Source organism: Marinoscillum sp. 108 (genome assembly GCF_902506655.1).
GTDB lineage: Bacteria > Bacteroidota > Bacteroidia > Cytophagales > Cyclobacteriaceae > Marinoscillum > Marinoscillum luteum.
On sequence record NZ_LR734808.1, the window covers coordinates 517910 to 543461 of the forward strand.

The 25552-nt window shown below is 41.4% G+C and carries 33 protein-coding genes; 14 read left to right on the forward strand and 19 right to left on the reverse strand.

Translation table 11 applies throughout. The features are described 5' to 3' along the window. The first annotated feature begins 1 nt into the window (after nt 1). Complete coding sequence (locus tag GV030_RS02140; RefSeq protein ID WP_159579344.1) at nt 2–1279, forward strand: DUF3570 domain-containing protein; 1278 nt, start codon at nt 2–4, stop codon at nt 1277–1279. Between the two features lie 73 nt (nt 1280–1352). Here GV030_RS02140 and GV030_RS02145 read toward each other — a convergent pair whose 3' ends face one another. From GV030_RS02145 to GV030_RS02190, 10 genes are all read right to left on the reverse strand, one after another. Beyond that, nucleotides 1353–1847 (reverse strand): hypothetical protein, encoded by a 495-nt coding sequence (locus tag GV030_RS02145; protein ID WP_159579346.1) that lies wholly within the window; start codon nt 1845–1847, stop codon nt 1353–1355. 111 nt (nt 1848–1958) lie between these two features. Further along, nucleotides 1959–2324 carry a hypothetical protein gene (locus GV030_RS02150; protein ID WP_159579348.1) on the reverse strand — a complete coding sequence of 122 codons (366 nt, stop codon included), beginning with the start codon at nt 2322–2324 and terminating at the stop codon, nt 1959–1961. Nucleotides 2325–2418: 94 nt separating this feature from the next. Beyond that, nucleotides 2419–3888 carry a potassium/proton antiporter gene (locus tag GV030_RS02155; protein WP_159579350.1) on the reverse strand — a complete coding sequence of 490 codons (1470 nt, stop codon included), beginning with the start codon at nt 3886–3888 and terminating at the stop codon, nt 2419–2421. 196 nt (nt 3889–4084) lie between these two features. Further along, a complete protein-coding gene (gene arsB / locus GV030_RS02160) occupies nt 4085–5140 on the reverse strand; it encodes an ACR3 family arsenite efflux transporter (RefSeq protein ID WP_159579352.1) in 1056 nt (351 codons plus the stop codon). Between the two features lie 22 nt (nt 5141–5162). Then, nucleotides 5163–5888 carry a metallophosphoesterase gene (locus tag GV030_RS02165; protein ID WP_159579354.1) on the reverse strand — a complete coding sequence of 242 codons (726 nt, stop codon included), beginning with the start codon at nt 5886–5888 and terminating at the stop codon, nt 5163–5165. Continuing rightward, nucleotides 5885–6508 carry a protein-tyrosine-phosphatase gene (locus tag GV030_RS02170; RefSeq protein WP_159579356.1) on the reverse strand — a complete coding sequence of 208 codons (624 nt, stop codon included), beginning with the start codon at nt 6506–6508 and terminating at the stop codon, nt 5885–5887. Before GV030_RS02170 ends, GV030_RS02165 begins: the two co-directional genes overlap by 4 nt. Nucleotides 6509–6531: 23 nt before the next feature. Continuing rightward, nucleotides 6532–7002 (reverse strand): DUF6428 family protein, encoded by a 471-nt coding sequence (locus tag GV030_RS02175; RefSeq protein WP_159579358.1) that lies wholly within the window; start codon nt 7000–7002, stop codon nt 6532–6534. 47 nt (nt 7003–7049) lie between these two features. Next, entirely contained in the window at nt 7050–7385 is a 336-nt protein-coding gene (locus tag GV030_RS02180) for a helix-turn-helix transcriptional regulator (RefSeq protein ID WP_159579360.1), read from the reverse strand. 377 nt (nt 7386–7762) lie between these two features. After that, nucleotides 7763–8104 (reverse strand): HigA family addiction module antitoxin, encoded by a 342-nt coding sequence (locus GV030_RS02185; protein WP_159579362.1) that lies wholly within the window; start codon nt 8102–8104, stop codon nt 7763–7765. Then, on the reverse strand, nt 8097–8405 hold the full coding sequence (locus GV030_RS02190; RefSeq protein WP_159579364.1) for a type II toxin-antitoxin system RelE/ParE family toxin: 309 nt from the start codon (nt 8403–8405) through the stop codon (nt 8097–8099). Before GV030_RS02190 ends, GV030_RS02185 begins: the two co-directional genes overlap by 8 nt. A gap of 189 nt (nt 8406–8594) precedes the next feature. On the opposite strand from GV030_RS02190, the gene GV030_RS02195 reads away from it, so the two are divergent. Further along, entirely contained in the window at nt 8595–8966 is a 372-nt protein-coding gene (locus tag GV030_RS02195; protein ID WP_159579366.1) for a hypothetical protein, read from the forward strand. Between the two features lie 46 nt (nt 8967–9012). Here GV030_RS02195 and GV030_RS02200 read toward each other — a convergent pair whose 3' ends face one another. Both GV030_RS02200 and GV030_RS02205 read right to left on the reverse strand, forming a co-directional pair. Further along, entirely contained in the window at nt 9013–9780 is a 768-nt protein-coding gene (locus tag GV030_RS02200) for a hypothetical protein (protein ID WP_159579368.1), read from the reverse strand. Nucleotide 9781: 1 nt separating this feature from the next. After that, nucleotides 9782–11047: a retropepsin-like aspartic protease gene (locus GV030_RS02205; protein ID WP_159579370.1), complete on the reverse strand. Its 1266-nt coding sequence runs from the start codon at nt 11045–11047 to the stop codon at nt 9782–9784. Between the two features lie 248 nt (nt 11048–11295). Between GV030_RS02205 and GV030_RS02210 the strand changes: the two genes are divergently transcribed. Then, nucleotides 11296–11802, forward strand: a complete 507-nt coding sequence (locus tag GV030_RS02210) for a GNAT family N-acetyltransferase (RefSeq protein ID WP_159579372.1) — start codon at nt 11296–11298, stop codon at nt 11800–11802. Nucleotides 11803–11830: 28 nt separating this feature from the next. Here the strand turns inward: GV030_RS02210 and GV030_RS02215 are convergent, their stop codons facing one another. From GV030_RS02215 to GV030_RS02245, 7 genes are all read right to left on the reverse strand, one after another. After that, nucleotides 11831–12964, reverse strand: a complete 1134-nt coding sequence (locus GV030_RS02215; RefSeq protein WP_159579374.1) for a serine hydrolase — start codon at nt 12962–12964, stop codon at nt 11831–11833. 110 nt (nt 12965–13074) lie between these two features. Continuing rightward, on the reverse strand, nt 13075–13578 hold the full coding sequence (locus GV030_RS02220; protein WP_159579376.1) for an SRPBCC domain-containing protein: 504 nt from the start codon (nt 13576–13578) through the stop codon (nt 13075–13077). A 365-nt stretch (nt 13579–13943) separates the two neighbouring features. Next, nucleotides 13944–14381, reverse strand: coding sequence for a glyoxalase/bleomycin resistance/extradiol dioxygenase family protein (locus tag GV030_RS02225; RefSeq protein ID WP_159579378.1), 438 nt, complete (start codon nt 14379–14381; stop codon nt 13944–13946). Then, the gene (locus GV030_RS02230) at nt 14333–15169 is read right to left on the reverse strand and encodes a response regulator transcription factor (RefSeq protein ID WP_159579380.1); all 837 of its coding nucleotides are present in this window, start codon (nt 15167–15169) and stop codon (nt 14333–14335) included. Before GV030_RS02230 ends, GV030_RS02225 begins: the two co-directional genes overlap by 49 nt. A gap of 88 nt (nt 15170–15257) precedes the next feature. Further along, the gene (locus tag GV030_RS02235; protein ID WP_159579382.1) at nt 15258–15806 is read right to left on the reverse strand and encodes a dihydrofolate reductase family protein; all 549 of its coding nucleotides are present in this window, start codon (nt 15804–15806) and stop codon (nt 15258–15260) included. Nucleotides 15807–15878: 72 nt separating this feature from the next. Further along, the gene (locus tag GV030_RS02240; RefSeq protein ID WP_159579384.1) at nt 15879–16616 is read right to left on the reverse strand and encodes a helix-turn-helix transcriptional regulator; all 738 of its coding nucleotides are present in this window, start codon (nt 16614–16616) and stop codon (nt 15879–15881) included. Nucleotides 16617–16872: 256 nt separating this feature from the next. Next, nucleotides 16873–17856: a GlxA family transcriptional regulator gene (locus GV030_RS02245; RefSeq protein ID WP_159579386.1), complete on the reverse strand. Its 984-nt coding sequence runs from the start codon at nt 17854–17856 to the stop codon at nt 16873–16875. 132 nt (nt 17857–17988) lie between these two features. Between GV030_RS02245 and GV030_RS21520 the strand changes: the two genes are divergently transcribed. From GV030_RS21520 to GV030_RS02305, 11 genes are all read left to right on the forward strand, one after another. Then, entirely contained in the window at nt 17989–19101 is a 1113-nt protein-coding gene (locus GV030_RS21520; protein WP_255465033.1) for an SRPBCC domain-containing protein, read from the forward strand. Between the two features lie 134 nt (nt 19102–19235). Next, complete coding sequence (locus GV030_RS02260) at nt 19236–19991, forward strand: SRPBCC domain-containing protein (RefSeq protein ID WP_159579388.1); 756 nt, start codon at nt 19236–19238, stop codon at nt 19989–19991. A gap of 44 nt (nt 19992–20035) precedes the next feature. Next, nucleotides 20036–20224 carry an NAD(P)-binding domain-containing protein gene (locus GV030_RS21670; protein WP_159579390.1) on the forward strand — a complete coding sequence of 63 codons (189 nt, stop codon included), beginning with the start codon at nt 20036–20038 and terminating at the stop codon, nt 20222–20224. 146 nt (nt 20225–20370) lie between these two features. Further along, on the forward strand, nt 20371–20796 hold the full coding sequence (locus GV030_RS02270; RefSeq protein ID WP_221413272.1) for an NADPH-dependent F420 reductase: 426 nt from the start codon (nt 20371–20373) through the stop codon (nt 20794–20796). 27 nt (nt 20797–20823) lie between these two features. Further along, nucleotides 20824–21273, forward strand: coding sequence for an SRPBCC domain-containing protein (locus GV030_RS02275; protein ID WP_221413273.1), 450 nt, complete (start codon nt 20824–20826; stop codon nt 21271–21273). Between the two features lie 130 nt (nt 21274–21403). Further along, nucleotides 21404–21967 carry an alpha/beta hydrolase gene (locus tag GV030_RS02280; protein ID WP_159579394.1) on the forward strand — a complete coding sequence of 188 codons (564 nt, stop codon included), beginning with the start codon at nt 21404–21406 and terminating at the stop codon, nt 21965–21967. Between the two features lie 70 nt (nt 21968–22037). Next, a complete protein-coding gene (locus tag GV030_RS02285; RefSeq protein ID WP_159579396.1) occupies nt 22038–22385 on the forward strand; it encodes a nuclear transport factor 2 family protein in 348 nt (115 codons plus the stop codon). Nucleotides 22386–22408: 23 nt separating this feature from the next. Then, the gene (locus GV030_RS02290; protein ID WP_159579398.1) at nt 22409–22888 is read left to right on the forward strand and encodes a VOC family protein; all 480 of its coding nucleotides are present in this window, start codon (nt 22409–22411) and stop codon (nt 22886–22888) included. Between the two features lie 26 nt (nt 22889–22914). Then, the gene (locus GV030_RS02295; protein ID WP_159579400.1) at nt 22915–23748 is read left to right on the forward strand and encodes a DUF6597 domain-containing transcriptional factor; all 834 of its coding nucleotides are present in this window, start codon (nt 22915–22917) and stop codon (nt 23746–23748) included. Nucleotides 23749–23872: 124 nt separating this feature from the next. Then, entirely contained in the window at nt 23873–24439 is a 567-nt protein-coding gene (locus GV030_RS02300) for a Crp/Fnr family transcriptional regulator (RefSeq protein ID WP_159579402.1), read from the forward strand. Between the two features lie 16 nt (nt 24440–24455). Continuing rightward, complete coding sequence (locus tag GV030_RS02305) at nt 24456–25460, forward strand: SDR family NAD(P)-dependent oxidoreductase (RefSeq protein WP_159579404.1); 1005 nt, start codon at nt 24456–24458, stop codon at nt 25458–25460. The last annotated feature ends 92 nt before the right edge of the window (nt 25461–25552 follow it).

Below are 25552 nucleotides of genomic sequence, written 5' to 3' on the forward strand. Positions count from 1 at the left end.
GATGGTTCGAATCAGAGAGATATTAGCCGGAGCCCTCATTAGCGCTCACCTCATGATCAAAGCTCAGCATCAAAGGAGTGAGGTTGACGACAGCCAATATGCGGATGAAGTTCTGGTGAATAACTATCCTGCCCAGGAAGCGCAAATACTCAGCCTCACTGATAGTGGTGCCAGCCAGGCAGTTGATCCTCTCCAGGTAGAAATAGTATATAACCACTATATCCAGGATGGCAGCAACTCTGCGGTGACTGGAGGAATAGGTACCGAGAATCTCACGGTGTACGGGCCATCGCTTCGTGTCAGGAAGGATCGTGCCAATCATTATGTACAGATGCAGACCGGGGTAGATATCATTTCTTCTGCTTCGGCTGATAATATTGATTTTATTGTCTCCTCTGCTTCACGATTAGACGGAAGGGGTTACCTCTATGGTACGTATGGCCATCACCTGAGAGGGTCAGGGCTGACGCTTGATGGCGGACTTGGGTTGTCTTTGGAGAGTGATTATAGTTCACTGAAGACTGAAATTGGTGTTGCAAAAGAAAGTGCAGACCAAATGAAAAAGTACAGTCTACAGTTTCAAATGTATAATGATGACCTGAGGTGGGGTTTGTTTCACTCCGGTTATTACCGACCGACCAAGCTTATTTACCCTTTTGAGCTGCGCAACCGCAATAGAAAATGGTATGAGACCCACAATCGAAATTCGTATATCCTGAAAGGGGGCTACACACAGGTACTTAACCGCAGAAATATGCTCGGATTGTTTACAGATCTTACGCTTCAGAAGGGACTGCTGGCCACCCCTTTTCACAGGATTTATTTTACGGATGGATTCCTGAAGGTGGAGCAATTGCCATATGAGCGATGGAAAGGAGGAATAGCCTTCAGACTCAACTCGTTTGTGGGTGGAGCAATCATTCTGAAGAACACTGTGAATCTTTATTCGGATAGTTTTGGGATTCGCGCCCTGACCACCCAAAATGAGACAAGTATTAAAATCACGCCTGTTTTGATCGTGACTCCTCATTTTCGGTTTTATGTGCAGCAAGGCAGCCGCTATTTTGCCGGGTATGGTGAGCACGAAAGAACGGAGCGATATTTCACCTCAGACTATGATCTGTCCAGTTTCGAAACCTACACCATGGGCATTGGGTTAAAAAAGCGTTTTGTCCACAAATCAGCTTTGCAAACCGTGGCCTTAAGATACAGCTATATGCACCGCTCCAATGGACTGCAGGCGCATATTATTTCTACCTCATTTCAACTTGATAAATAGAAGGTATGGGGCTCAGGAGAGATAAATATGTAGCCCTGAGATGGTGTCACAGGGCCACATGATTCAGAAATACCTACGGTTTTTTACCACTCAGAATCTCATTGATAAGCGCCTCCCATTTTTTGATGAGTTGTAGCTCTCCATTGAGTTGAAAGTGGTCCTCAGAATTGAAAAACTCAAACTGGCTGGCCGCAATACTTTTATCTATTGGTAAAAAAGTAAGTTCCAGTTTGTCAGTTACCGACTCATGACCACCTTTGGTTTTGATGCTCCTTTTGGTGCTGTCTATCCTACATTTTTGGATGGCATTCAGCGGAATACACTGCTCCAGCATCTCCTCATTTCTGATTTTAACAAAGAAGACAAAGTCTCTTGCCGCGGAGATCCCCACGGCAAAGTCAATCCCACAGTCATAGATTGATACTTCCCGATTGTAGGAAGCTGCAATGACCTTCAAGCCATTAATAAGTTCATGCTCCTTTTTTTTAGTGCTTCTGCGCATTAATACAAATGGTACAATACACAAGGCTGTTGCACCCAGCCCGATAATGGTTGTTCCCAACTCCATGTTTTTATATTTTATTATGTGAGTGATCATCATTTCCGGCATGTAAGCCGCCGGAAATTCAATTAAGAAAAAGGCAAACAGAAGTGCCTTCAGGTGAAGTATGGGAGGGAACTAAAAGAAGAAATGAAAAGGGTAGAGGAGATCGGTCTTCTCTTGCTCAATAAGAAGATTGAGCACATGATAGTATAGTCCATTAAATGGCCTGTCGAAATGGAATGAATGTGCCCACAGAACCGCCCAGGTCTGACTCTCATTGGTGGGATAGGGTCTTGGTGAAGAAGTCCCCTGAATGATGACATTGTAGGTCGGGGGGAAGGTGTGCTTGAACTGATCGCTTAACTGATCTGATTGATAATAAGCAGCAGTCCCTTGCTTTTGCACGAGGAGATGAGCCTGTGCAGAACAAGCCAACCCAATAGCCAACAGGTAAATGGCTAATAAGGATGTAATTGTGCCTGTTTTCTTTAGAATATTCAATTATGAACGTAGTAAATGGTATCAAACATCTCAAACCACTAAAATACGAAGTTGGTTGAATTTTTTTGTTTTTTTAGTCAGCGGCATAGGCGTATCATGACTTATCCATTCGCAGTGAAGTATAGACTTCATTCAATACATCCTTTTTGTCGGTGAGTACCACCAGCTTATCACGGGCCATCAGTTCGGTAGAACCGTTTGGGGTTAGGTAATTCCCTTCACGCTCTATCATAGCGATGATGGCGTTTTTCGGAAACTTCAAGTCCACTATTTTCAAACCGATGGCCGTAGAGTTTTCCTCCACCACTATTTCCTTCATTAAGGTTTTGGGATGCTCCACCATGAGTTGATCCGTGGGGGATAGCGGCTTTGCCTTCTCTGGCAGTCCAACGTTCAGCCATTTCGCTACGATGGACAAGGTGGTGCCCTGTACAAGCACAGAGGAGATGGACACAAAGAATACGATGTTGAAAATGGCATGAGATTTATCTATTCCGGCCAGCAGTGGATAGGTGGCAAATACGATGGGTACTGCACCTCTTAAGCCCACCCACGAAATATAAAATCTCCGTTTCAGCCTCATTTTAAACGGGATGAGTGCAATGAAAACGGCGAGCGGACGAGCGACCAGGATGAGGAAGATGCTGATCAACAGGCCAACACCGATGAAGGGGATAATCTGACTCGGAAAGACCAATAAACCCAACGTAAGGAACAGGACGATCTGCATCAACCAGGCCAGCCCATCAAACATCCGCATGATGGTCTTTTTGTGAATCAAATTTTGATTGCCTAGATAAACCGAACAGATATATATCGCAAGAAAGCCATTGCCGCCTATGGCGTCCGTTGCGGAAAAGGTGATAAACATAAGGGCTATGGTGAGCACCGGATATAGCCCCTCATAATCCAGTTTGATTTTATTAATCACGATTTTGCTGAGCTTTCCGAAGAGAAAACCGGCTACTCCACCTATGCTCATTTGAAGGAACAACAATGGTATAATTGAGAAAATGCTTTGCTCCGGCTCCTGTACCAGTGAAAGAAAGGCAATGGTAAGTACATAGGCCATTGGGTCGTTACTTCCACTTTCCAGCTCCAATGTAGGTCTGAGGTTCTTCTTCAGAGCGAGGTTTCTACCTCTCAATATGGAAAAGACAGCCGCAGCATCGGTAGACGAGACAATGGCACCCAGCAGGAGACTCTCATACAGACTAAAGTCCGTGATGAGGTAAACAAAATAGCCCAGACCAATGGCGGTTAAGAGAACACCGAGTGTAGACAGGGCAATACCTTCTTTTAATACGGGCTTTACAGATTGCCAACTGGTGTCTAAACCTCCTGAGAACAAGATGAAATTAAGAGAAACCACTCCTATGAACTGTGCGATTTGAGGATTGTCAAAATAGATACCTCCAATACCATCTGATCCGGCCAGCATGCCAATGGTAAGGAATAGCAACAACGTGGGGATACCGAATCGATAACTGGTTTTCCCGGCGATGATGCTTATGAGCAATAGTACCGACCCAATAAGAATGATATTTTCTATGGTGATGTTCATATACTTCCGATCAGGCTGTTTTTGCTCATAGCTAGTTTGAGTGTCTCAAAATACATCAAAAGGGTTGTCCGATACAATCGGTCTTATCCAATGGACTAATATTAGACCCACCTATTTTGAGCTTTGAGGACTAAAGCCACCAGCTCCCATACAAATTATTCAATTAGCCTTGAGTAATCAAGTACTTAGGGGTTTACTATTGAACTGGTTTGGCGGGATAGTATTTTTTTCTGAGCCAAAAAGCTACCCGTACCAATAGAATCAATGCCGGGACTTCCACCAGTGGGCCTATTACTCCGGTAAATGCTTGTCCTGAATTGAGACCAAAAACAGCAATGGCCACGGCTATGGCCAGTTCAAAATTGTTTCCGGCCGCTGTAAATGCAATGGATGCGTTTTTGTCATAGTCGGCTCCCATCGCTTTGCTGATGAAGAACCCAATCAGGAACATCAAGGCAAAATAAATCAATAGCGGAATAGCGATTCTCACGACATCCATGGGGATCTGCACGATCAATTCACCTTTTAGGGAGAACATTACCACGATGGTAAATAACAAAGCAATCAGGGTAATGGGCGAAATGGTGGGGATAAACCTGGTTTTGTACCAGTCTTCTCCCTTTGCTTTTACCAATACCATTCTGCTCAGGATTCCCATCAGAAATGGAATACCCAGGTAGATGGCTACACTTTCTGCAATAGTGACAATGGATATGTCCACAATGGCTCCATCAAAACCAAAGTAGGGGGGTAAAACCGTAATAAACAACCAGGCATAAAAACTATATGCAAACACCTGAAAGATGCTGTTCAGAGCCACCAATCCTGCGCCGTATTCACTACTCCCTTCTGCCAGATCATTCCATACCAGCACCATAGCGATGCATCGGGCAAGCCCGATCAGAATAAGCCCAACCATGTATTCGGGGTAATCCTGCAGGAAGGTCAGGGCCAAAATGAACATCAGAACAGGACCGATGATCCAATTGAGCAACAACGAAATAGAAAGAACCTTCACGTTTTTAAAGACTTGCGGTAGCAGCTTGTAATTCACTTTGGCCAGCGGTGGGTACATCATCAGGATCAGGCCTATGGCAATGGGAATATTGGTGCTACCACTACTAAACGAATCAATGAAGGTGGAGGTAGATGGAAACAAATAGCCAATGCCTACTCCAATGGCCATGGCAAGGAATATCCAAAGGGTGAGGTACTGATCCAGGAAACTAAGTTTTTTTGTGTTGTTGGTCATGATTGTGATGATGGTTTGATAACTATTTGGCTTGCAGAAGTTGATCTGCCAATTCATTAGGGAATTCACTTTCTTTTATGGCACTTACAGCTGCATCTATGTCGTAGTTTACTCTTCTGAATTCCACCCGAATCGCATTTGGGTTGTGTTTTGAAAGATTTTCATACAGGGTGATTAGGGCGTAGCACAGCCTGGGGTCACCATCTTTTGGCTTCCCTACAGAACCAATATTGACTAAATGGGTGTAATCCATTCCTGTCTGAATGGTTCGGTGATATGGGATATGTGTATGCCCACACAACACAAACTGTGCATTTTGCGCTTTCATCATTTCTACGATTTCGTCTTCAGGGTAGTCCTCTACCAGGTAGTCATTCACGGCTTTTGGGCTACCATGCACCAGCAAAAGGGTGAAAGGCTCCCCGTTGGTCTCAAAGACGAGTTTCAGGTGCCTGGGAAGATTGGTCAGGTAGTCCTTGTTTTCCGTGGTGAGCAACCTCGCGGTGATCCCTTTGGCAGACCTGTCATCTTCTTTGAGGGGTAGAAGCAAAGCCTCTTCGTGATTCCCCATAATGGTAGGGATGTGGCGTTTTCTTATGGCTTCTACCACCTCATTGGCCCAGACATTGTAGCCCACCAGATCTCCCAGACAGTATAGGGCGTCTGGCCTTACTTGTTCAATGTCCTTGAAGAAGGCATCGAGAGCGGGCAGATTGGCATGTATGTCTGAAAAGAAGGCTATTTTCATTTTTTGACCTGTGAGAATGTATAAAACATCTCAGAAGCGATCTGCATTGATCGCTGATCATATCGCTCTGCTTCCTCAGGGGTGCCATCAAATTCCTTGGGATCGTCATATCGCACGGGAATTCTCTTTTCTGTTCCCGGGATGAACGGGCAATTCTCATCTGCGTGCGAACACGTCATCACCGCGGCAAACTGATCTGCCCGATTGATGGGATCGTCGAAGAGTTTTGAAAAGGCCTTGATGGGCTCTTTATCATCAGAATGAGAAATGAGATAAATAGGGTTGCTGTCGCCTTTGGAGGAAACCCTAAAACCACTCCGCTTAATAGATGCTACTGCTCTCTCATTGAATGCGGTAACTTCCACACCCCCCGAATAGCAAAGCGCCGGAATGCCGAAATAGTTGGCTGCCGTCTGTGCCCAAATCTGGGAGAACTGGCTTCTTCGAGAGTTATGGGTGCAGATAAAGTTGAGGTTGACTTCTTTGCCCTGATCGATTTTGGTCTGAATGTATTCGATCATTGGTTTGAGCACAGCAAGTCGCTCATCCGAAATGTTTTGCTCCCTTGCTTTTTCAATGGTCATTTGAAGTTCGGGATATACTAAGTTTTGTGTTTGCATGATTTATGAGCTGATTTTTTTGATTAACAACATCCTGATCCGGGAGTGCAAGCGTTTTCCTGAGCAACAAGTGATGAAATCCTGACTTTTGGTTTTTCCACTGGAATACCGCATTTTTCCTTGGCCAGGCAATCGGTTTGTTTGTTGGTCAATTGAAACGAGCCATTTTGAAACTCCAGGCCATACTTTCCTATGGTTTCTCCCTGATGCTCCACTTCAACATCCGAATCCTCCAGCCCGAGGTGCTTTTCTGAGAGCTCTATGATGGCGTGAAGTTTCTGAGCACTCAGTCGGTGATCGTAATCAGCAGCGGTGAAAAGTTGAAAATTGACCACAGTCTCTTTTCTCACCGTTCCGCCACAGTCAATAAAGTGCTTCTGAATGCTTCCAACCTCCGTGACGTGAAAATGTGAAGGAACATACTCCCCATTGGGTAGGCGGAATTTTACTTCCTGTATTTCGGATAAGGCTGATTTGATTTCTGATAATTTCATGTGTTGTGATGTTATTGCAATATGACGATATGATTAGACCATTTTTTTTAGCAACATTCCTGTGAAGAGGGCAAATCAAACTGATTGAAAATTTCATTGAACTGACTTTTGATCTCGGCCCACCGCACCGGATTGATACAGTAGCTAATGCGTGATCCTTCAATGGTGCCCTGGATGATGCCAATGTCTTTTAATTCACGCAGGTGCTGACTTACAGTGGCCTGAGCCAGGCCCAATTCCTGCACCAAATCTCCATTGACACAGGCATTGGTTCTAAGCAAATGCTGAATGATGGCTACACGGGCGGGGTGAGCAAATGCCTTTGCTGCCACGGCTACTTCGTTTTGTACGGTTGAAAAAAGGTCTGTCTTGGTTACGCCCATCTTTCTTTGCATTATGTCATTGCAATATTACGATGAGTTATTGAGATAAGCAAGGCCTTAGCCAATATCAGGTACAAATGGAGCTCAATACTTCATCAACTACCCAGTTTGATGCTCGATCCATGTACACTGATTCTCCAATGTACTTTTTGGCTTTCTGAGATTGATAAAGATGAATGGGCATTACTTGCCGATACAGAAAGTTCTTTTTATTGATTATCAGTTAATTAACTGTTAGAGGGTACAACAGAGGTACATGGATTACTCTGTTTTCGGTTAGTTTTCTTTGTTTTTGACCTGTTTGGGGTGGTTTTTGGGTCAAATCGGGACAATATATGAAGTGGAACAATATTTAAAGTTGATGGCAATTTGTAGCTTCAAATTGAAGCCATCTGGGCCTTTGTTTTTGCAGGGATATTGGCCTTCTCTACAGCCTTTTTGTTCTTGATTCGTATCTTGTCGATCTCATAGGCAACTTGGTATTTCATCCAGAATTCCGCTTTGATGCCAAGGGCATCTTCCAGGCGCACGGCTAGTTCTGGAGTGATGTTGCGCTTGCCCCCAATAATCTCTGACATTACATTCTTAGCGATACCAAGTTCTTTTGCCAACTCAATCTGCTTCATTTCCCTGGCTTCCAGTTCATCTTTTAAAAGCTCCCCAGGGTGCATTGCTGATCCAGGTACCATATCGTTTGCTAATTTTCTATTGCTACTCATAATGCTTTGATATTTCGATGATTTCAATTTCTATCAATTCGTCTTCTGCCTCAATGATAATCAGCCGAAACTGTTTATTCAGTCGGATTGAAAACTGCCCTTTTCTATTGCCAGACAATGCTTCGAAATTCAAAGACCTGATAGGATAAAGATCCTTCAAGTTGTCGATTATCGTTAGAATCCTAACTTTTGCCTGGTACTGTTTGATCACATCCCTGGAGAATTTTTGCTTTCCTCTTATCTCATTCAAAGGAGTGATGTACAACTGCTCAAGCTCTTTTGTTTTAAAAGCTACCTTCATGAACAACACTAATTTAAGGAAATAAGTTTACTATTTTAGTAAACTTGTTGTGAGTTATTTTAAGTGATGTGAAGATATAAGAATTATGCTGGCGGAAGTTGCCCCAATCAGGCTTTCTTAGGCCATCTTTTGCGCTCCTTTGCCCGAACCTTCCCAAACTAAGAACCCATAAGAATCAACCTCCAAATATTGCAAACAGAAGTTAAACAAGTTGCAATGGAAAACCCTTTTCAAGAATTATATGAGCGCCTGGATCGGATCGAGAGGCTCTTGGTAAGCGTGAGAGATCACAAGGCTTCTGAGCCGGAAGGCGAAGAAGATAGGCTGCTGAACGTACGTGAAGCTGCCAGGTTCCTGGGTGATGCTGTGGCCACTCTCTATGGTCGTACAAGCAAGAATGATATCCCATTTTATAAGCGTGGTAAGATTATGTTTCTGCCGTTGATTTCATCAAGGATACATTCGTTATTCAGAAACTCATCTGAACAATTTGTAAATATGATTGTCGTAAAACTGGCTATGCTGATAAGGTTTTTTTTAGTACGACCTAATAATAATTAAGTGTGGGTTTATAGTAATACCTGCTACTGTTGGGTTATGGTTAACGTCAATTCTTCATTTCTAAAGTGTATTTCTCCACTGTATCAATAGGGAAGATATCTATAGGCCGATAAACCGGGATTTCTTCACAAAACATGGCTAAATAAGGGGTTCGCTCAACCGATTTTACAAATGGGAGATAATCCAGTTGAAGCATTAGTTTTCCTAAAGTGGCGTATGCCACTAAAAGGCTATAATCATTGTGACCGTATTCTTTTCTTTGCTTCACAGTCATGTATATGATGTCAAAAAGTTCCGTTTGAATGTTTTGATCAAGTTTAGTGATCAGGTCATCCTGAAAAAGAAAGAAGTCGTAGGTCTGGAAAGCAAGGTCTGTGTTAGCATATGCACCATCAATGATTGGAGGATAAGCGTTTTGGCAATGTAAGTCCATTTTTTGGAGCCGTTGTATCAATGCTTTATATAGATCGTCTCTGATATACAGCTCTTCGAAACCATTGATGTCTGTCGCTATGTGACTGAAGCCTTTTTGTAGCTCATCATAGAAAATATAATCCATAACCATAGGACAATGCAGTAGTGTTTCTAGTAAAGCATCCGTACTGATTGTTTCGAGGATGTCTTCAGGGATTTGTGAAACGGCTACCATTTGATCACGACTTGTGAATGCTTCCCACTCTGGTGTGCCTGGTTTAACCGGGTAGTCATATGTTCCTTCGGTTACAATAGGAGGACAAGGTAAAGTCTCTGTGTTTTCCCGATTACAGGCAAGTACAAATGATATGAAAAATAAGGGTGCGAGGTGTCTGTACATTTTAATCAAATTTGATATACATATCCCTAAAGTTCAGTGTCATCACATCAAAGTGATGAATGACATCCTGGCCTATATTTCCATATAGCCCGTTCCATTTCTGGGAGATTTCTTCTCGTAATACTGGAATGTTGTTGAGTTCGAGTGTTCTACCACTAATGGATGCGGTAAATTTGATCCGGTACCCTGTTTGGTTTGTCTGACCACCGGCACCCCCAAACTGGATGTCTGTTAGTGTACTGCTGGATGCTATACTCTCTTTATTTTCTTCGTAATATCGCTTAAAGAGCATAGTTTCATCTGCACCTGTATCGAAACTATAATGTTTACCGTCTACATGAATGATCGGGTTTAGATGATCTAAGGCAAGATTTTGGGACGGCTGCAACTCATCAGAACTGGTGTTTGCTGTGAAAAGATCGCTTTGAGAGATTCGGATCTCATCCAGGGCTTCCATCACAGGAAAACCAATAATACCGTGGATCTGATAGTTGATTTGAGGAAAAGCCAGCTTATCATCATCGAAAACAATGAAAACCGCATTTTTAACAACTATCTGATCCAGAAAGAATTCCGGACAGATGGCTAGTTGGGCATAGACCTGATCGCCTGTAATAGTACCCACCAGAATGGAGTCTTCCAGTATAGTCATTTGTAACTTCTCTGCGGATGAGCGGGTTACTGTCGAGAGATTGGCTCCTGTGTCGAATATGAAATTGGTTGTATCTGAACCAGATGTAATTGGAAGATTTCTTAGTCCGGCCAAATCCCTACTCATTTGTATTTCCACACCAGACTCTATGATTATTTGTTGTGCGGGCTGATCTTCCAGAATGGTCCAGAGTTTCAATGAGTTTTCATAATCATCGATCTCCTCCTGTGAAAGAGAGGAGCTATAATTAGTTAAGAGGAACCGGACAGATTCTTTTGCTTTTTTGTATTGATACTTTTTATATGCATTGTCGTGCCTAATGTCCCAGATCATTTGATTGATGGAGTCTGGAGCTGAAGCACTGTGATTTCGCAAGAAAACATTGATAGATTCTTCTGAAAGCTCAATCTGATTGAAGGCGTTGGTTGTTATGGCTTGGAGAATATGAAACTGAGCTGTTGAAAATGACTCTTTGTTGGCATCAAAGAGATCCTTTGTTGTGAAATAGTCTTTTTGCTGAGCTGCCTTAAATGCTCTAATGAACAGTTGTGTATTTTCCTTTTCCTGACAACCGAAGAAGGCGAACACTAGTAATATTAGGATACTTTTTTTCATTAGATAGTTGAACTTTTTTCACTGTAGTCAAGTAGCAAATTTTCATTCTTAGCCAATAGAATACTTGTAAAAAATCGACATGCTGCAAAGCATTTACAACAATACCTAACTTTCTTAACCCCTAACTGGATGTCGAATTTATACAAGTTTGCTACTCAACAAAGGATTTGATTTGACATTAAAAGGAAATATAGTTATCCATAAGTATTAAAAAGTCCTACGCTAACTATTGTATGAATTCTGTGCGATTGCGAATAGTAAAAACCACTCTTGAAGACTTTCCGGAAGTCCGAAAGTTGTTTGAGATGACCAAAACTCATCAGCAAAAAGCAGGATACAAGGTCTGGGAGGAGATTGATTATTCGGATGTGCAGAAGGAAATAGCTAACTCCAATCAACATAAGATAGTTGTTGCTGATGCTATGGCCGGAATATTCAGTGTTCAGTATGAGGATACATTTATATGGGGCGTAAGGGACAAACAGGACGCAATCTACCTTCACAGGATAGTCATTGAGCAAAGCCATCAAGGACAAAGGCTCTTTGAAAACCTATTGGCCTGGGCGAAAGGCCATGCAAAAGGAAAAGGTAGAAGATTTGTCAGAATGGATACCTGGGCTGACAATGCCAGGCTAATTAGATACTATCAATCTTTCGGTTTTGAGAGGGTTGATGAAGTAACGACAGGTAATAATCCCGAGCTTCCAATACAAAACCGAAATCTTAACGTTGTTCTGTTGCAATTTGAAGTTTGACTGATGGTATCGTTTATTGAGCGAAAAACTATTTGAAAGAAAGGGATAGGCGAATCAGCCTTAGATAATCATCCCTAAAGTTTTTTAGCTGCGGCATTTGGGTGCAATTGACCTGCATGGTGAAGGCCTGACCGGTTTCCGGGTGATAAAACCCCATGGTATAATAGCCTGGGAAGAATCCTGAGTGCCCGATAAATGCACCAATTTCAGGATACTCGTACCGGATGACCCCAAGTCCGTATTTTCCTCGAATTTCTTCAGCTTCAACAAAATCGAAGAAGGCATTACCCAGCGCCTCCATATCAAAAAGTTCACCTTCGTAAATAGCCATCAATAGCTTTGCATAGTCAGCATTCTTGTAGGCATAGCCTCCACCTGTCCATTCAAACTGCGTGTTGTTTTGAGCTTTTCCATCTACCAGAAAGGGGGCTTTGAAGCCAAGGGCATAATCGGTTCCTTCATCATAATACCCCTGGGCCATGTTATCAATTTGATTGTTATTCGTAGGACTGAAGCTCTCTATTCCAAGAGGAGTGAAGACTCTTTCTTCGGCTTCCTTATAAAATGTGTTTCCAGTTACCTGCTCGATGGTCATCCCCAAGAGAATGTAATTTGTGTCCGAATAGGTGAATCCTCTGCCTGGTTCAAAGGGAGGTTCATCATCAAGTACATAAGCAAGTAGCTCCTCAGGTTTCCATACTTTATCCGGATCCTTTGTCAGGTCATTCAAAAAGGCCTCTTTGAACTCATAACGGACGATACCGGAGGTGTGCTGAAGGAGGTTCTTTATGGTGATTTGATCTGCGTTGGCTAAGCGTGAGTACCAATTGTATTTTCCCAGGTATTGAGAAATGCTATCATCCAGAGTAATTTCACCTTCTTCAATCAGCTGCATGATAATTGCAGACACCACCGTTTTCCCGGTACTTCCACCGTGTAGCTTATGGTCAACGGTCATTTTGATTCCTTGCTCCTTATCCGCCCAGCCACTGGCAAAGGCATGAACGTTCTTATCACGATCAATGAAAGTGAACACAAGGCCAGGGTAGTCTGACGAGGTTCTGATACTATCTAGTGTGTGCTGGATGATAGTATCCTTTTGGGCAAAAGTATTGGTCCAGCAAAGGAATGAAAGAATGGTCCAGGTTATTATTTTTGTCATACGTGCAAAGACAACAAATTTCAATCTGAAGTTGTAGAGATCATTGTAAAAAATCGACATACCTAAATCTTAACCGATTTGTATGGGAGTATAGAGAGTTGAGTCAATTATTAATCATTAGGATCACTTAATCGCTCAAGCACTTTGGGCAGCTTTTTATTCAGCTGCTTTTTCCAACCCATTTGCATCACCAAGCTTATAATCACAAGTTTTAGCCCTTTGTAGCCTGAGTGTTCAAGATAGAGAATAGTACCTCCACAAGTGGGTTCTAGCTTGAAGCTCAATATTGTATCAAGTTTTGCGAAGATGCCTTTGGTCATTTTATCTGCGGTATCAGAATGGATACCCGAACAAGCTAGTGTTTTTTCACCTGTCGCTTCTCCAAGATAGGTGTATGAAATATGCTTGAATAGCTCAACGGATAGCACTTGGCAATGCGTGATTCCATCCCAGCCTTTTTGTGGCTTCATCCTGAAGGTGAAGTACTGCCCTGGCAGTGGTTTGATGTCGTTTTCCATAAACCAATTGCCAAGCTGTTGGGGTTCTGTCAATGCCCTCCAAACTAATTCTGGTGGGTAAGGGAGTATGGTTTTAAATTTGATTGTTCTTGTCATTTTCCGGTTGGATGATTTTTGTTCATTAATGTTTCAAGTGCTTTCATTTTATCAAGCCAGAATGATACAACCACACAGAAGGCATTTTGTACCTCGACTACCTCAAGCCCCTGACACGAAAGCTTATGGAATCGAAATTGAGGAAAATTGTCAAAGGACAAATAAAGACGAAATATCCTATGAAGTTTGTGTGAAAGCTACGCATATCAATACATTAATAACGTGGGAAAATGTGCGCTCCTCAATCGTCCTTCAGCTTAAGGCACCAGGCTTAAGATTTTTCTTCTGAAGGATTCCAAGACTTCTCATTCTTCCTTCGGAAGTTCCCGAAGGTATTGTGAAACTACATTACTGATTAGTGGTAGCTACCTTTTGTTTGTTTCGAACCGCTTATTCATTTCATCTCTGGATAAGGTTTGCTTGTATGTGGCACACCACCACTGGTTTCCCTGATTGTCTTCAAAGCCACATTCACGGTCACCATAGTATCGTTCTGTAGGCTCCAGCAATATATTCGCCCCAAATTGTCTGGCACGTTTGTAGATCTCATCCACGCTCTCTACATAGATATAGTTCATGCTCTGTCTGGAAGGCCATTGTGGTCTGCCCTGACCGATCATAATGGTCGTATCTCCCAGCTTGATCTCCGTATGACCATCAGGGTTCTGACCTAAATCCTCAGTTGGCTTCACCTGAAATACATTCTTGATGAACTCTAGCTGTTGGGCTACATCATCTACCATCAAGTATGGACTTACTGTGGTATAGCCTGGTCTTTGAAATGTGTTTTCGAGTCGCGCCAAAGGGTAGCTGTGGTCTTGCCTTTGAAGTATTCTTTTGGGTTCAGGCCAGAAAACTGCTTGAAGTCATTGATGAAGTGTGACTGGTCGTAATAACCGCAATTGAGAGCCACATCGGTAAGACGCAATTCTTGGCTTCCATAAAACTGCATGGTGTTCTGAAATCTGGCAATTCGGATGAATTGCTTGGGGGAAAAGCCTGTGAAGCGTTGGAACTGTCGCTCCAGTTGTCGCTCGGAAATAAAGTAGTCCTGGGTCAGATCTTTGACAGTAGGGGTAGCCTCTGATTTCATGATGAATTGAAGCGCTTTGAATACCGGAAGACTTGTTTCTTTCTGCTGTTGAAGTCGTTGGGTGATGAACGTCTCCATGATGCTGACACGCTCTTCGTGGGACTTGCTCAACATGATTCGCTCTTCCAGATCGGATCCATACTTCCGGGTGAGTATGTCGATATCCACCATCTGATTGGTGAGGTCACTTGCCTGAATATCAAAAAGCAGGGGGATGGCGTGAGGATATAGATAAACGCCAAACATGCCAAAGGCCTGATCGATAGAGAACTGTCTGGTCTGACTCGATGGTGCGTTTATTCCTGCCAGAAAGGACCGTTCTTGTTGACCATTGGCCAGTATTTCATTGAAACGACCATGGTAATGGAACACCAGCTCCGGGCATACATCAGCCATGGAGTGGTGAGTGTAGGACTCATCACTCTCCAAAAACCAATAAAACCGAACATAGTTCTGGGTGGTTTCTGAGGGCTTAACGTTCCAGTACCTTATTGGCATGAGTTAAAAATAGGGATTTGGAATGTATTTTTAGTCAAATGACAAACTCCTGGATTTCAGTAGCTTCCATATTGCTCTCAATTAAACTTTATTCCTTGTCACTTTTTCGCTTTCGTTTATAATACAGTTGAGTCAATCCCGTATCAAACGTTTTAGCACTTACAAATTGTAATAGTTGTTCTGGTCTGCCTTCTTTAAATAATCTTGTACCATTCCCTACGAGAACCGGAACAACAGAAATGGTAATTTCATCAATGAGGTCATTTTTAAGCAGTTCGTGAATGACTTGAGCACCACCATCACAATAAATATCTTTTCCTTCCTGACTTTTAAGTTTGGTTACCAAGTCTTTCAGGTTACCTGTATGAAATTTTATTCTACCGTTATCGGGACGTTCAGTACTTGTAATGACATAGACATCCCTTTTACCATTATCGTAGTGAGAAGCACCGATTTCCTTTACTACATAGTCATAGGTTTTACGTCCAATAATAATAGTATCAATAGTTGATGTAAATGCTGCATAGCCATAATCTTCCCCTTCTTTTTCAACTAGCTTTAAAAAACTAAGATCATCATTTGGTTGGGCAATGAAACCGTCTAAACTGGTTGCAATAAATAGCTTTATCTTTCTCATTTGTTTTAGATTTATTCTTTTCTGCAAAAGTAGGAGGTTATCAAAGGCTATGCTTTGGAAAAAAACGACATTTTAAAGTTCGGAAGGTACAAATCCCGTATGTTGTTTAATAGCATTGGTGAGGTGGGAGTGGTCATAGAACCCACATTCAAAAGCAATATCTAATAAAGCCTTATTGTTGTTGTTTGATTCTATTAAGGCTAATGCTTGTTGAATCCGAATAATGTTGGAATATTCCTTTGGTGTTAACCCGATAAAATCTTTGAATAGTCTTTCTAATTGCCTTGGTGAAATACCATTTTGTTTAGACAACTCATTGATTGTTAATAGTCCTTTTGAAGCCTGCATAGAATCTATTATCGTGCGCAACCTTATGGTCTTACTACATACTTTATCATAAAAAAACTGGTTCAAATAGTCAATATAGTTACCATTGAAAAACTGGTCTTTGTTAAAAGATAGGTTTTGGTCAAATTGAACGGTCTTATTTTTAACCTCGCCTAAAGAAGCATAAGAGAAAAAAGATGCAAAGGTGGAAGGTTTAAAACAGACACCTATCAAGTGTGTGTGCTCGTCTATGTAGCTTTCTTTAAAAGATGTCATTGCACCAACCACATAAGTTTTACCGTGATCCATGCATGTAGCCCCATTATCAGTAACGCATTTATCACCAAGGTTTATGATTAAACCCGGACAACCATCAGGAAAAATACGTTCCCATTTATTGCTCGATGCTTCACCTTTTAGCTCCCAGAAGTTGTGAATTTTGCTTTGTAAATGTCTACCTGGAATTATTTCTTTATACGTCATTGATACATCTGACCTTTCATGGTTTTTCTTCCTAGCGTCATAATTGCGTTTCCAATGGCCCAATGGTTCCCTGCAAAGTCTTTAAAAATACCTCTTCTATCTAAATCTTCACCCTTCTGGGTGGATAATTCTACCACTTCACAACCACTTTGCTCATCATGACTATGAGTACTTCTATACTGCCTTGTACTGCTCCATAGCTTGTGTAATTGCTTTAGCTACGGATAAAAATTTCAAATTGATTTTATAAACGGAATCAATAGGCAACAGCCGCCTGACTATTGTATTTGGTTTTGTAGTCTAGCGGGGACATGCCCGTGTTTTTCTTAAAAACTTCCCTGAAGGCCTTCATGTCTACATAGCCCACTTCGTACATGATCTCATTGATGGGCTTGCGACCATTTTCCAGCTGTTTTTTGGCCGCCTCTACCTTCACACGTTGCAGGTATTCCACGGGCGTGTTTCCTGTTGCCTTGATGAATCGTCTGTCAAAGTTTCGTCTGCTTACGGCCAGGCTGTCGGCCAGCTTTTCAAACGAAATTTTTTCAGTCATGTGTTCTTCGATATATGATTGGGCTTGTTCTACGATTTCGTCACCATGCGTTTTCTGGATATGAAAGATCGAAAACTGTGATTGTGAAGTGCGCTCTATGTCGATCTGAAAGATCTTGGAACAGAAAATAGCCACTTCCCGGTCAAAATACTTTTCTACCAGGTAGAGCATCAGGTTTAGAAAAGAGTAACCGCCCCCATTGGTATACACTCCCTTTTCATCCGTGATTATTTGATCCTGTGCTACTTTAACATCCGGATACATTTTTTTGAATTCTTCCGTGGAATTCCAGTGGATAGAGCAGGTTCTTCCATCCAATATGCCTGTGGCAGCAAGTAGAAAAGCACCTGAGCACATACTGGCAATTTCAGCGCCTTCTTTGTATTGCCTCGTAATCCAATTAATCAGTTTTTCGTTCCTTTTGACAGTTTTAGTAAAATCATCGAAGATAGAGGGTATGATTACCAGATCTGTTTTTTTGATCTGATTGAGATCATCGGGATACACTTTGAAAAACTGCTCCTTTAAACCCTGTTCCTGAGCATAACCAGCTACCTGGATCTTGAGCTTTGGGCTGTTTCCAATCTTCTGCCAATAGCCATTGGCACGGCTCAGTATTTCATAAGCCCCACCTATGCTATTGAGGTTGACAATGCATTCTGGAACTACAATGGTGACGTGCTTCATGATATTAATGTTTGTACAAAAATACGCACTCATCGTGTCCAAATCAACCCGTCACAAAGTCCATTTTACACGCTATTCTTGAATTATTTGGCCAATAGTTTTGTGATGATCAATTGAGATTTAACAAATACGATGAAAGGAACATTAATTAATATGATGATAGGAGTAGTACCAATCATGCTCGTGTCTACGCTAACACGAGCAGAGGTATTGAATGGCCAAAAAGAAATAGGAGAATTAAAAACACAAGAACAAAACGAAAACATGAACAAACAAATAGCATCAGATTTTAGCACTGCCTTTCTGGTAGATCAAAGCCCGGAGGAGGTTTTTAATACAGTTACCAACGTACGCGGTTGGTGGTCAGAGAATATTGAAGGTGGCACCAGTAAGTTGGGTGAAGAATTCATTTATCATTATAAGGATGTTCATTATTGTAAAATCAAGCTGGTAGAAGTAGTCCAAAATCAAAGGGTGGTGTGGCACGTATTGGAGAATTATTTCTCTTTCACGAAGGACGAAAAAGAGTGGACGGGCACTAAAATCATTTTTGAGATTTCTAAAGAAGGAAAGCAGACTAAACTTCAGTTTACCCATCAGGGATTGATACCCGCATATGAATGCTTTGAAATATGTAGCGATGGCTGGACCAACTACATTGACGGTAGTTTAAAGAACCTCATAACAAAAGGTAAGGGAGAGCCAAATCCAAAAGAGGGGGGATTTAATCAGGAGTTGGTGGAAAAGTGGAAGTTGGATTCAGCAACCTCTGCTTCTTCCGATTCAAAAGACCAACACCTTACCGTTTCTTTTCTGGTGGATAAAACACCTGAGGAAGTCTTTGGTGCTGTTACAAACATCGGTGGCTGGTGGACCGAAAATTACAAGGGAGGCACCCGCAAGTTGAATGAGGAGTTTGAGGTTCAGTTTTGGGATGTTCATTACTCAAAACAAAAGCTGGAGGAGGTTGTCCCCTATCAAAAGGTGGTTTGGCTGATAATAGACAGCAAGCTTACTTTCATAGAGAAACAGGATGAGTGGACAAACACCCGGGTCATATTTGATATTTCCAGCGTAGGCAACCAAACCAAAGTTCAATTTACTCATGAGGGGTTAACTCCAGACATAGAATGCTATACCGATTGCTCCAGTGCGTGGAATGGGTATTTGACTGGCAGCCTCCGAGATTTCATTATGACTGGAAAAGGAAAGCCGGAGGTTCGGGTGGAGCAAGTGGATAAATAGTTTCAACTAGTTACGTTGGGGCGGGCTCTTGATAACCTTTCTAAATCAGCTCTTTGTAAAGTTATTTCACACGCCCTTAGCGTTTGTTTTAGCAGTTAATTTTATAAATAATAATCTCAATCAAAATGGAAAAAATGACTAATGAAGACCTTTCGATAACCCTGCAAGTAGAGCAGACACCACTAAAAGTTTATAAAGCCATCAATGATGTGAGTGAATGGTGGACGAAGATTGAAGGTGGTGCCAAAAATATAGGGGACACCTTTACCGTTCGGTTTGGGGATGTTTATATCACCCATCAGGTGGAGGAGCTAGTACCTTATAAGCGGGTGGTTTGGCAGGTGAAAGATAGCAGTGTGGCGAGTTGGGTAAATACCCGCATTCAATTTGACATAAGTGTAGAAGGAGATCTCACAGTGGTTCAATTTACGCATAAGGGCATGACGCCTCAGGCTGAAGATTATGAAGATTGTATGAAGGGTTGGACCAAATTCATCAATGAAGGATTAGTGAGGTTGGCCTCCGTCATACCTGTGACGAATGAAGAAATATTAGATCGATTCAAAGCTCTTGCGATAGAGGAGCGGTGGTTTGATATACAGGATGACCTTTTCTCCACTAACGTAAAGAGTATAGACCCTGCCCATTCACCTTACATGGGATATGCTGAAGGGAAAGCTGCTGTCCGTAAAAAAGGGAAAGATTTTGTGGCCAAGGTTGAAGAGTTTCATGGGGCGAGAACTTCCGAACCTGTAATGGGAGGGAATTACATAGCCGTAGCTCGGGACATGGATATTACCGCCCAGGGTTTCGGACGAATTCAAATCAACGAGGTTATGCTCTATGAAATAAAGGATGGGGAAATCGTTTCTGAGCAGTTTTTTTATTAGACTCTTTTCAAGATCCAAATATCTCGGAACATAAAAAAAGAATAGTGAAAGCCAGTAAGTTAAACATTGGAGTAATTGGAGCCGGACAGATTGGGGGAACCTTAATCAAACAGTATACAAAAGCAGGGCATGCCGTGAAAATGACGAATGCAAGTGGCCTGGATAAACTCAAGCATTTAGCTTGTGAAACAGGAGCTCATGCTGGTAGTTTGAAGACGTCATCACAGATGTAGATGTAATTGTTTTAAGTATCCCGTTTGTCCAGGTTCCTGAACTTCCAAAACATGCCTTTGGGGATAGTCACTCTGGTATACCGATTATAGATACCTGCAATTATTATCCTATAAGAGATGGACGCATCAAGGAAGTCGAGGAAGGAATGCTTGAAAGCATTTGGGTGTCAAATCATATTCAAAGACCCGTCATTAAAGCGTATAACAACATCTTTGCCGAGTCTCTGATTTATTCAGGTAAGCCAAAAGGAGACCCAAATAGAATTGCGCTTCCGATATCCGGGGACGATAAAAACGCCAACGAAATTGTGGCCATGCTGATTGACACAAGCGGCTTTGACTCGCTGGACTATGGAGTACTAAAGGAATCATGGAAACAGCAACCCGGAAGCCCCGTCTATTGCACGGATCTGACATTATCACAACTTCAAAAGTCATTGGCTATCGCTTCACCAAAAGGTTTGCCGAAAAAACGAGAATTGGGATTGAAGTACATCCTGGAGGATGGTCACGAAAAGTGGATGGATACAGTGCTTCATAATAGGACTATTTACAAATCTGTGTTGCAATAACCGATTAAACACATTAACCCTTATCTTATGTTTGAGAAAATGAGCAATCAAGACTTTACACTGACTTTATTGGTTGACCGATCACCATCTGAGGTCTTTAGGGTAATCAAAAATGTGCCTGGCTGGTGGTCTGGTATGCACGGTGAGGAATTTGAAGGTAAATGGGATAATGTGAATGATGAATTTTCATTTACTGCCGCAGGAGGAGCACATTACAACCGACAGAAATTAGTAGAGCTGGTTCCGGGCAAGAAAATTATCTGGCTCGTAACAGAAAGTGAACTCAGCTATATAGTGGATACTGATGAGTGGGTAGGCACCCAGATATGCTTTGAGCTTTTCGAAGAAGATAACGGGACAAAAATAGTATTTACCCACAAGGGGTTGACCCCCGAGGTAGAGTGCTACGGAAGCTGTTCGGTTTCCTGGACGGATTATCTTCAGCAACGTTTATTGAAGGCTCTCAGCTCTAATTGAGCAGTGTAAGAGTTAACTGTCGCAATCAGCCCACAAGAATGTCGCTTTCGGCATATTCAAGTGGACGGTATCGATAGTAGTTTTGTTGTGTGTAATAAAGCCTTGAGCGGACAATTAAAAGACCTTCAAAATGAAACCAATAAAAATTTTATTCGCTCATAGTGGTGGTGGGCAAGGTAGCGTAGGACAAGGAAGTTTTGATTTAGTAACGTACTTAAAAAATGAATTGGGAAACGAATTTGAAATGCTTTACCCAATAATTAATGATCCAGAAGCTCCTACGTATCAAATGTGGAAAAATCTTTTCATCAACGAGTTTAAGAAAGCGAACAAGCCTACAATCCTTATTGGACATTCATTAGGAGCTTCAATGCTGCTTAAATTCATTTCAGAAGAAAAACCAAATTTTTTGATTTCAGCACTCTACTTAGTTGCAACACCTTTATGGGGAAAAAATGGTTGGGATGTGGACGACTTTGTACTCAAGGATAATTTTGAAAACGAACTCAAGCAAGTGAATAAGATTTTTCTCTATCAATGTAAAGACGATACAATTGTCCCGTTCAAACATTTTAATTTCTATAAGAAAGCCATGCCCGATGCAACCGTAAGAGTTTTGAAAGGAACAGACCATGCATTTGCGAATGGACTGCCTGAATTGGTTGATGACATTAAAATGAACATTGGTGTTTAAATCTTAATGATAAAACAACAACCCTTCAAACAATGAAAAAAGACAATCACAAAAAAATAATCTTAACAGCATGACAAAAACAGAAATTGCAAAGGCATTCTCCAACGGGGAATTTGAAAAAACCTACGATTTCATAGCTAAGGATGCAGAATGGATTGTAGTCGAAGAAGACAAATTCTCAGGTAAACAAGCCATTATTGACAATTGTGAGCAAGTTGGAAACTACTTCAAGTCGGTAACCATAGACTTCAAAACACTCAATATCATTACAGATGGAAATAAAGTTGTAATTAATGGAACAGCAGAATTTTTAAGAGATGGCAAACGGGTTTCGTTTGTTTCGGCATGTGATGTTTATGAGTTTAATGAAGACAGCCAAATTCAAAGAATAACTTCGTATTGTATACAATCCAAGTAACTATTATAAGCAGGGTATAAATTATGGCAAGAAGCAGGTTAATGGAGATGCACAACATTGGTATCGTTGTGGAATCACTCGATAATGCAATTGCATTTTTTACAGAAATTGGTTTGACACTGGAAGGACGAATGATGGTAGAAGGAGAATGGGCAGGACGTGTGACAGGACTTGGAAATCAATCTGCTGAGATAGCAATGATGGTTACTCCTGACGGGCACTCAAGACTTGAACTATCACAGTTTCTAAATCCTCAGACAATTGCAGACCACCGGACCGCCCCTGTGAATTCACTAGGTTATCTGCGCGTCATGTTCAGGGTTGATAATCTTGACGAACTACTGATTAGACTTGAGAAGCACGGTGCTAAAGTACTTGGAGAAGTGGTTCAATTTGAGAACATGTATCGACTTTGCTACATACGTGGAGCAGAAGGAATACTGGTAGGATTAGCTGAACAACTTGGCAGTGATACAGCGGCAGATCTTTTAGAAAACAAATAAGCTATACTCGAGTATTGCAAAATGACATGAATTACCAGATTATTCTTCCATCTTATGCCTTGAGTAACTATGTGTCTTATTTCTGGACGCTCCAATACAGCGGTGGGTTAGGCGAAGAGATTGTTTTCAATTCATTCGTGGATAATTCTACTGGTATTATTTTCCAACACAACCAGGGAAAAAGCGCTTTCTATCAGAAGGGAAAAGGTGAGTTACTGACTTCTTTTGTATATGGCCCCTCTACTAAACCAACAGTGACTTTTGGTGCAGATGTCTTTGAGTTGAACGGAGTGCTGTTCAAGCCGGGTGGGTTAAGGGCGTTGCTAAGAATGGATACAGATGAACTCACTGATGAGATGGTCTGTATTGATGAGTTTGCCGAAGGGTGCGGATTGGCCGATCATCTGCTTAATATTCAGTCAACTGAACAGAGGATGGAGGTGCTGGAGCAGTTTCTAATTAGAAGGATGTCTAATTCATTGGCATTCGACCAGCTTATTCATCATTCTTTGGATTTAATACATGCGCAAATTGACACCATACGGATGCTTGACTTATGTAAGACCCTGAAACTTTCTGACAAACAGTTTGAGCGGAGGTTTAAACGATCCATTGGTGTCACGCCCATATTTTATACCCGTGTGTGTCGGTTTCAAAATGCAATGGAGCTAATAAAAACGGGTCAATACAACAAACTTGGGGATGTCGCTTATGCACTTGGGTATTCAGACCAGTCTCACTTTATCAAGGATATAAAACAATTTTCGGGCTATGCTCCCAGGGATCTTTCGCAACAGGTTAGTGACTTTGTAGTCAATCTGAATAAGCCACTGGGACTCCAAAGTGAAGCTAAAAGTTGATTTGATGGGTTATGTGTAGTTACCTATGACCTAATGACGTTCCAAATGACTTAAGGGCAAAGTCGATCAACATTTTTGTCATTTGATAAATTTCGAAATAAGTGTATTGTGAATCTTTGTGGCTATGGACAAATTAATTAACTATCTGTTGGAATTTGGGCAGCTAAATCAACAGCAAATCAACTTGATAAAGAGAAAGGCACAGGTATTGGAGTTGAAAAAAGGTGATTACTTTTCTGAAGCAGGTAAAATACCAAGACAAGTAACATTTATCGAAGAAGGTATCCTTCGGGTATGCTACTACAACAGCAAAGGAGATGAAATCACCAAATATTTTGTTGATGAAAACAATTTTGCAGTGGACATAAACAGCTTCACACAAAAAATCCCATCTTCGGAATATGTACAGGCTGTCGTATATTGTACACTGCTTGTGTTTTCTACAGAATCACTCAATGATTTATCAGCTACTATCATTCAATGGGACGGAATTATTAACAAAATAACAGAAAAAGCATTGGTGGAAAAAGTAAACAAGCTGAGCCCAATGTTAGCCGAAGATGCCACAACAAGGTATCTGAATTTTTTAGAGAAATTCCCGAATTTAGCTAATAGAGTTCCGCTATCCTATCTCGCTTCTTACTTGGGAATCACGCAATCCTCACTAAGTAGAATTAGAAAAGGTATCTGAATTCATTATTTGCCAAATGGCAAAAGTTTTTGCTTTTGAAGTACTGAAGTTTGCTTCATCATTTAATAAAAGCAAAAACATGGATTCAATCATTATCACCGGTGCGACTAGCGGAATTGGTTTTCACTGTGCCTTACAAATGGCTCGTATTGCAAAAAACGAGCAAATTATTATTCCTGCCAGAAATGTGAGGGCAGGAAAAGAAGTGGTTGAAAGGATAAAGGATAAGACAGGTCATAAAAACCTAAAATGTTTGGAATTGGATTTGGCATCATTACAATCCATTAGCCAATTTTCAGAGATATTAGCCAAAGAAAAACGCCTTTCCATTTCCATCTTGATCAACAATGCAGGTGTACAGAATATTGGAGAAACGCAGTATACCGCAAACGGGTTTGAACGGACATTTGGTGTAAATCACTTAGGAGCATTTGCTTTGACCATACAATTACTTTCCTTGATTAAAGATGATGGACATATAACATTCACATCGAGTGAGACCCACGACCCTGCATTAAAAACACCCATAGAACCACCTATTTATACAAGTGCTCACGAACTTGCTTTCCCTACAGAAACTTTCGAAAAACAAAATACTGTCGGACAAAGAAGGTACTCCACGTCAAAGTTGTGCAATATCATGACGACTTATGCATTGCAAGAACGGCTAAAACACACAAATATCAGGGTAAATGCCTATGACCCAGGATTAACACCGGGTACAGGGCTAGCAAGAACTTACACACCTGTTATGCGATTTTTATGGAAAAATATCTTTCCTGTGTTGACCTTATTCAAAAGCAACATCCATACTCCTGCACAAGCGGGAAGAAATTTAGCAAACCTGGCGTATGCGGAGAGGTACAACGACTTGAGAGGAATTTATTTCTCAGACGGTAAAGTGTTTAAAACATCTGTTGATTCTTACAACAAGGATTTTCAAAAGGACCTGTGGAGTGGCAGCCTTGAACTTACCAAAACCACATTTACCGAAGAAACTTTTAAAAAAGGCAATAGGTAACATTATTTATAAACCATAGTGGTGTTCATTCGCTATGTGTAGATTTTGTACGGTTAAGGGTTGTTTCAAACCGAAAAGTTACCTCAGACGAT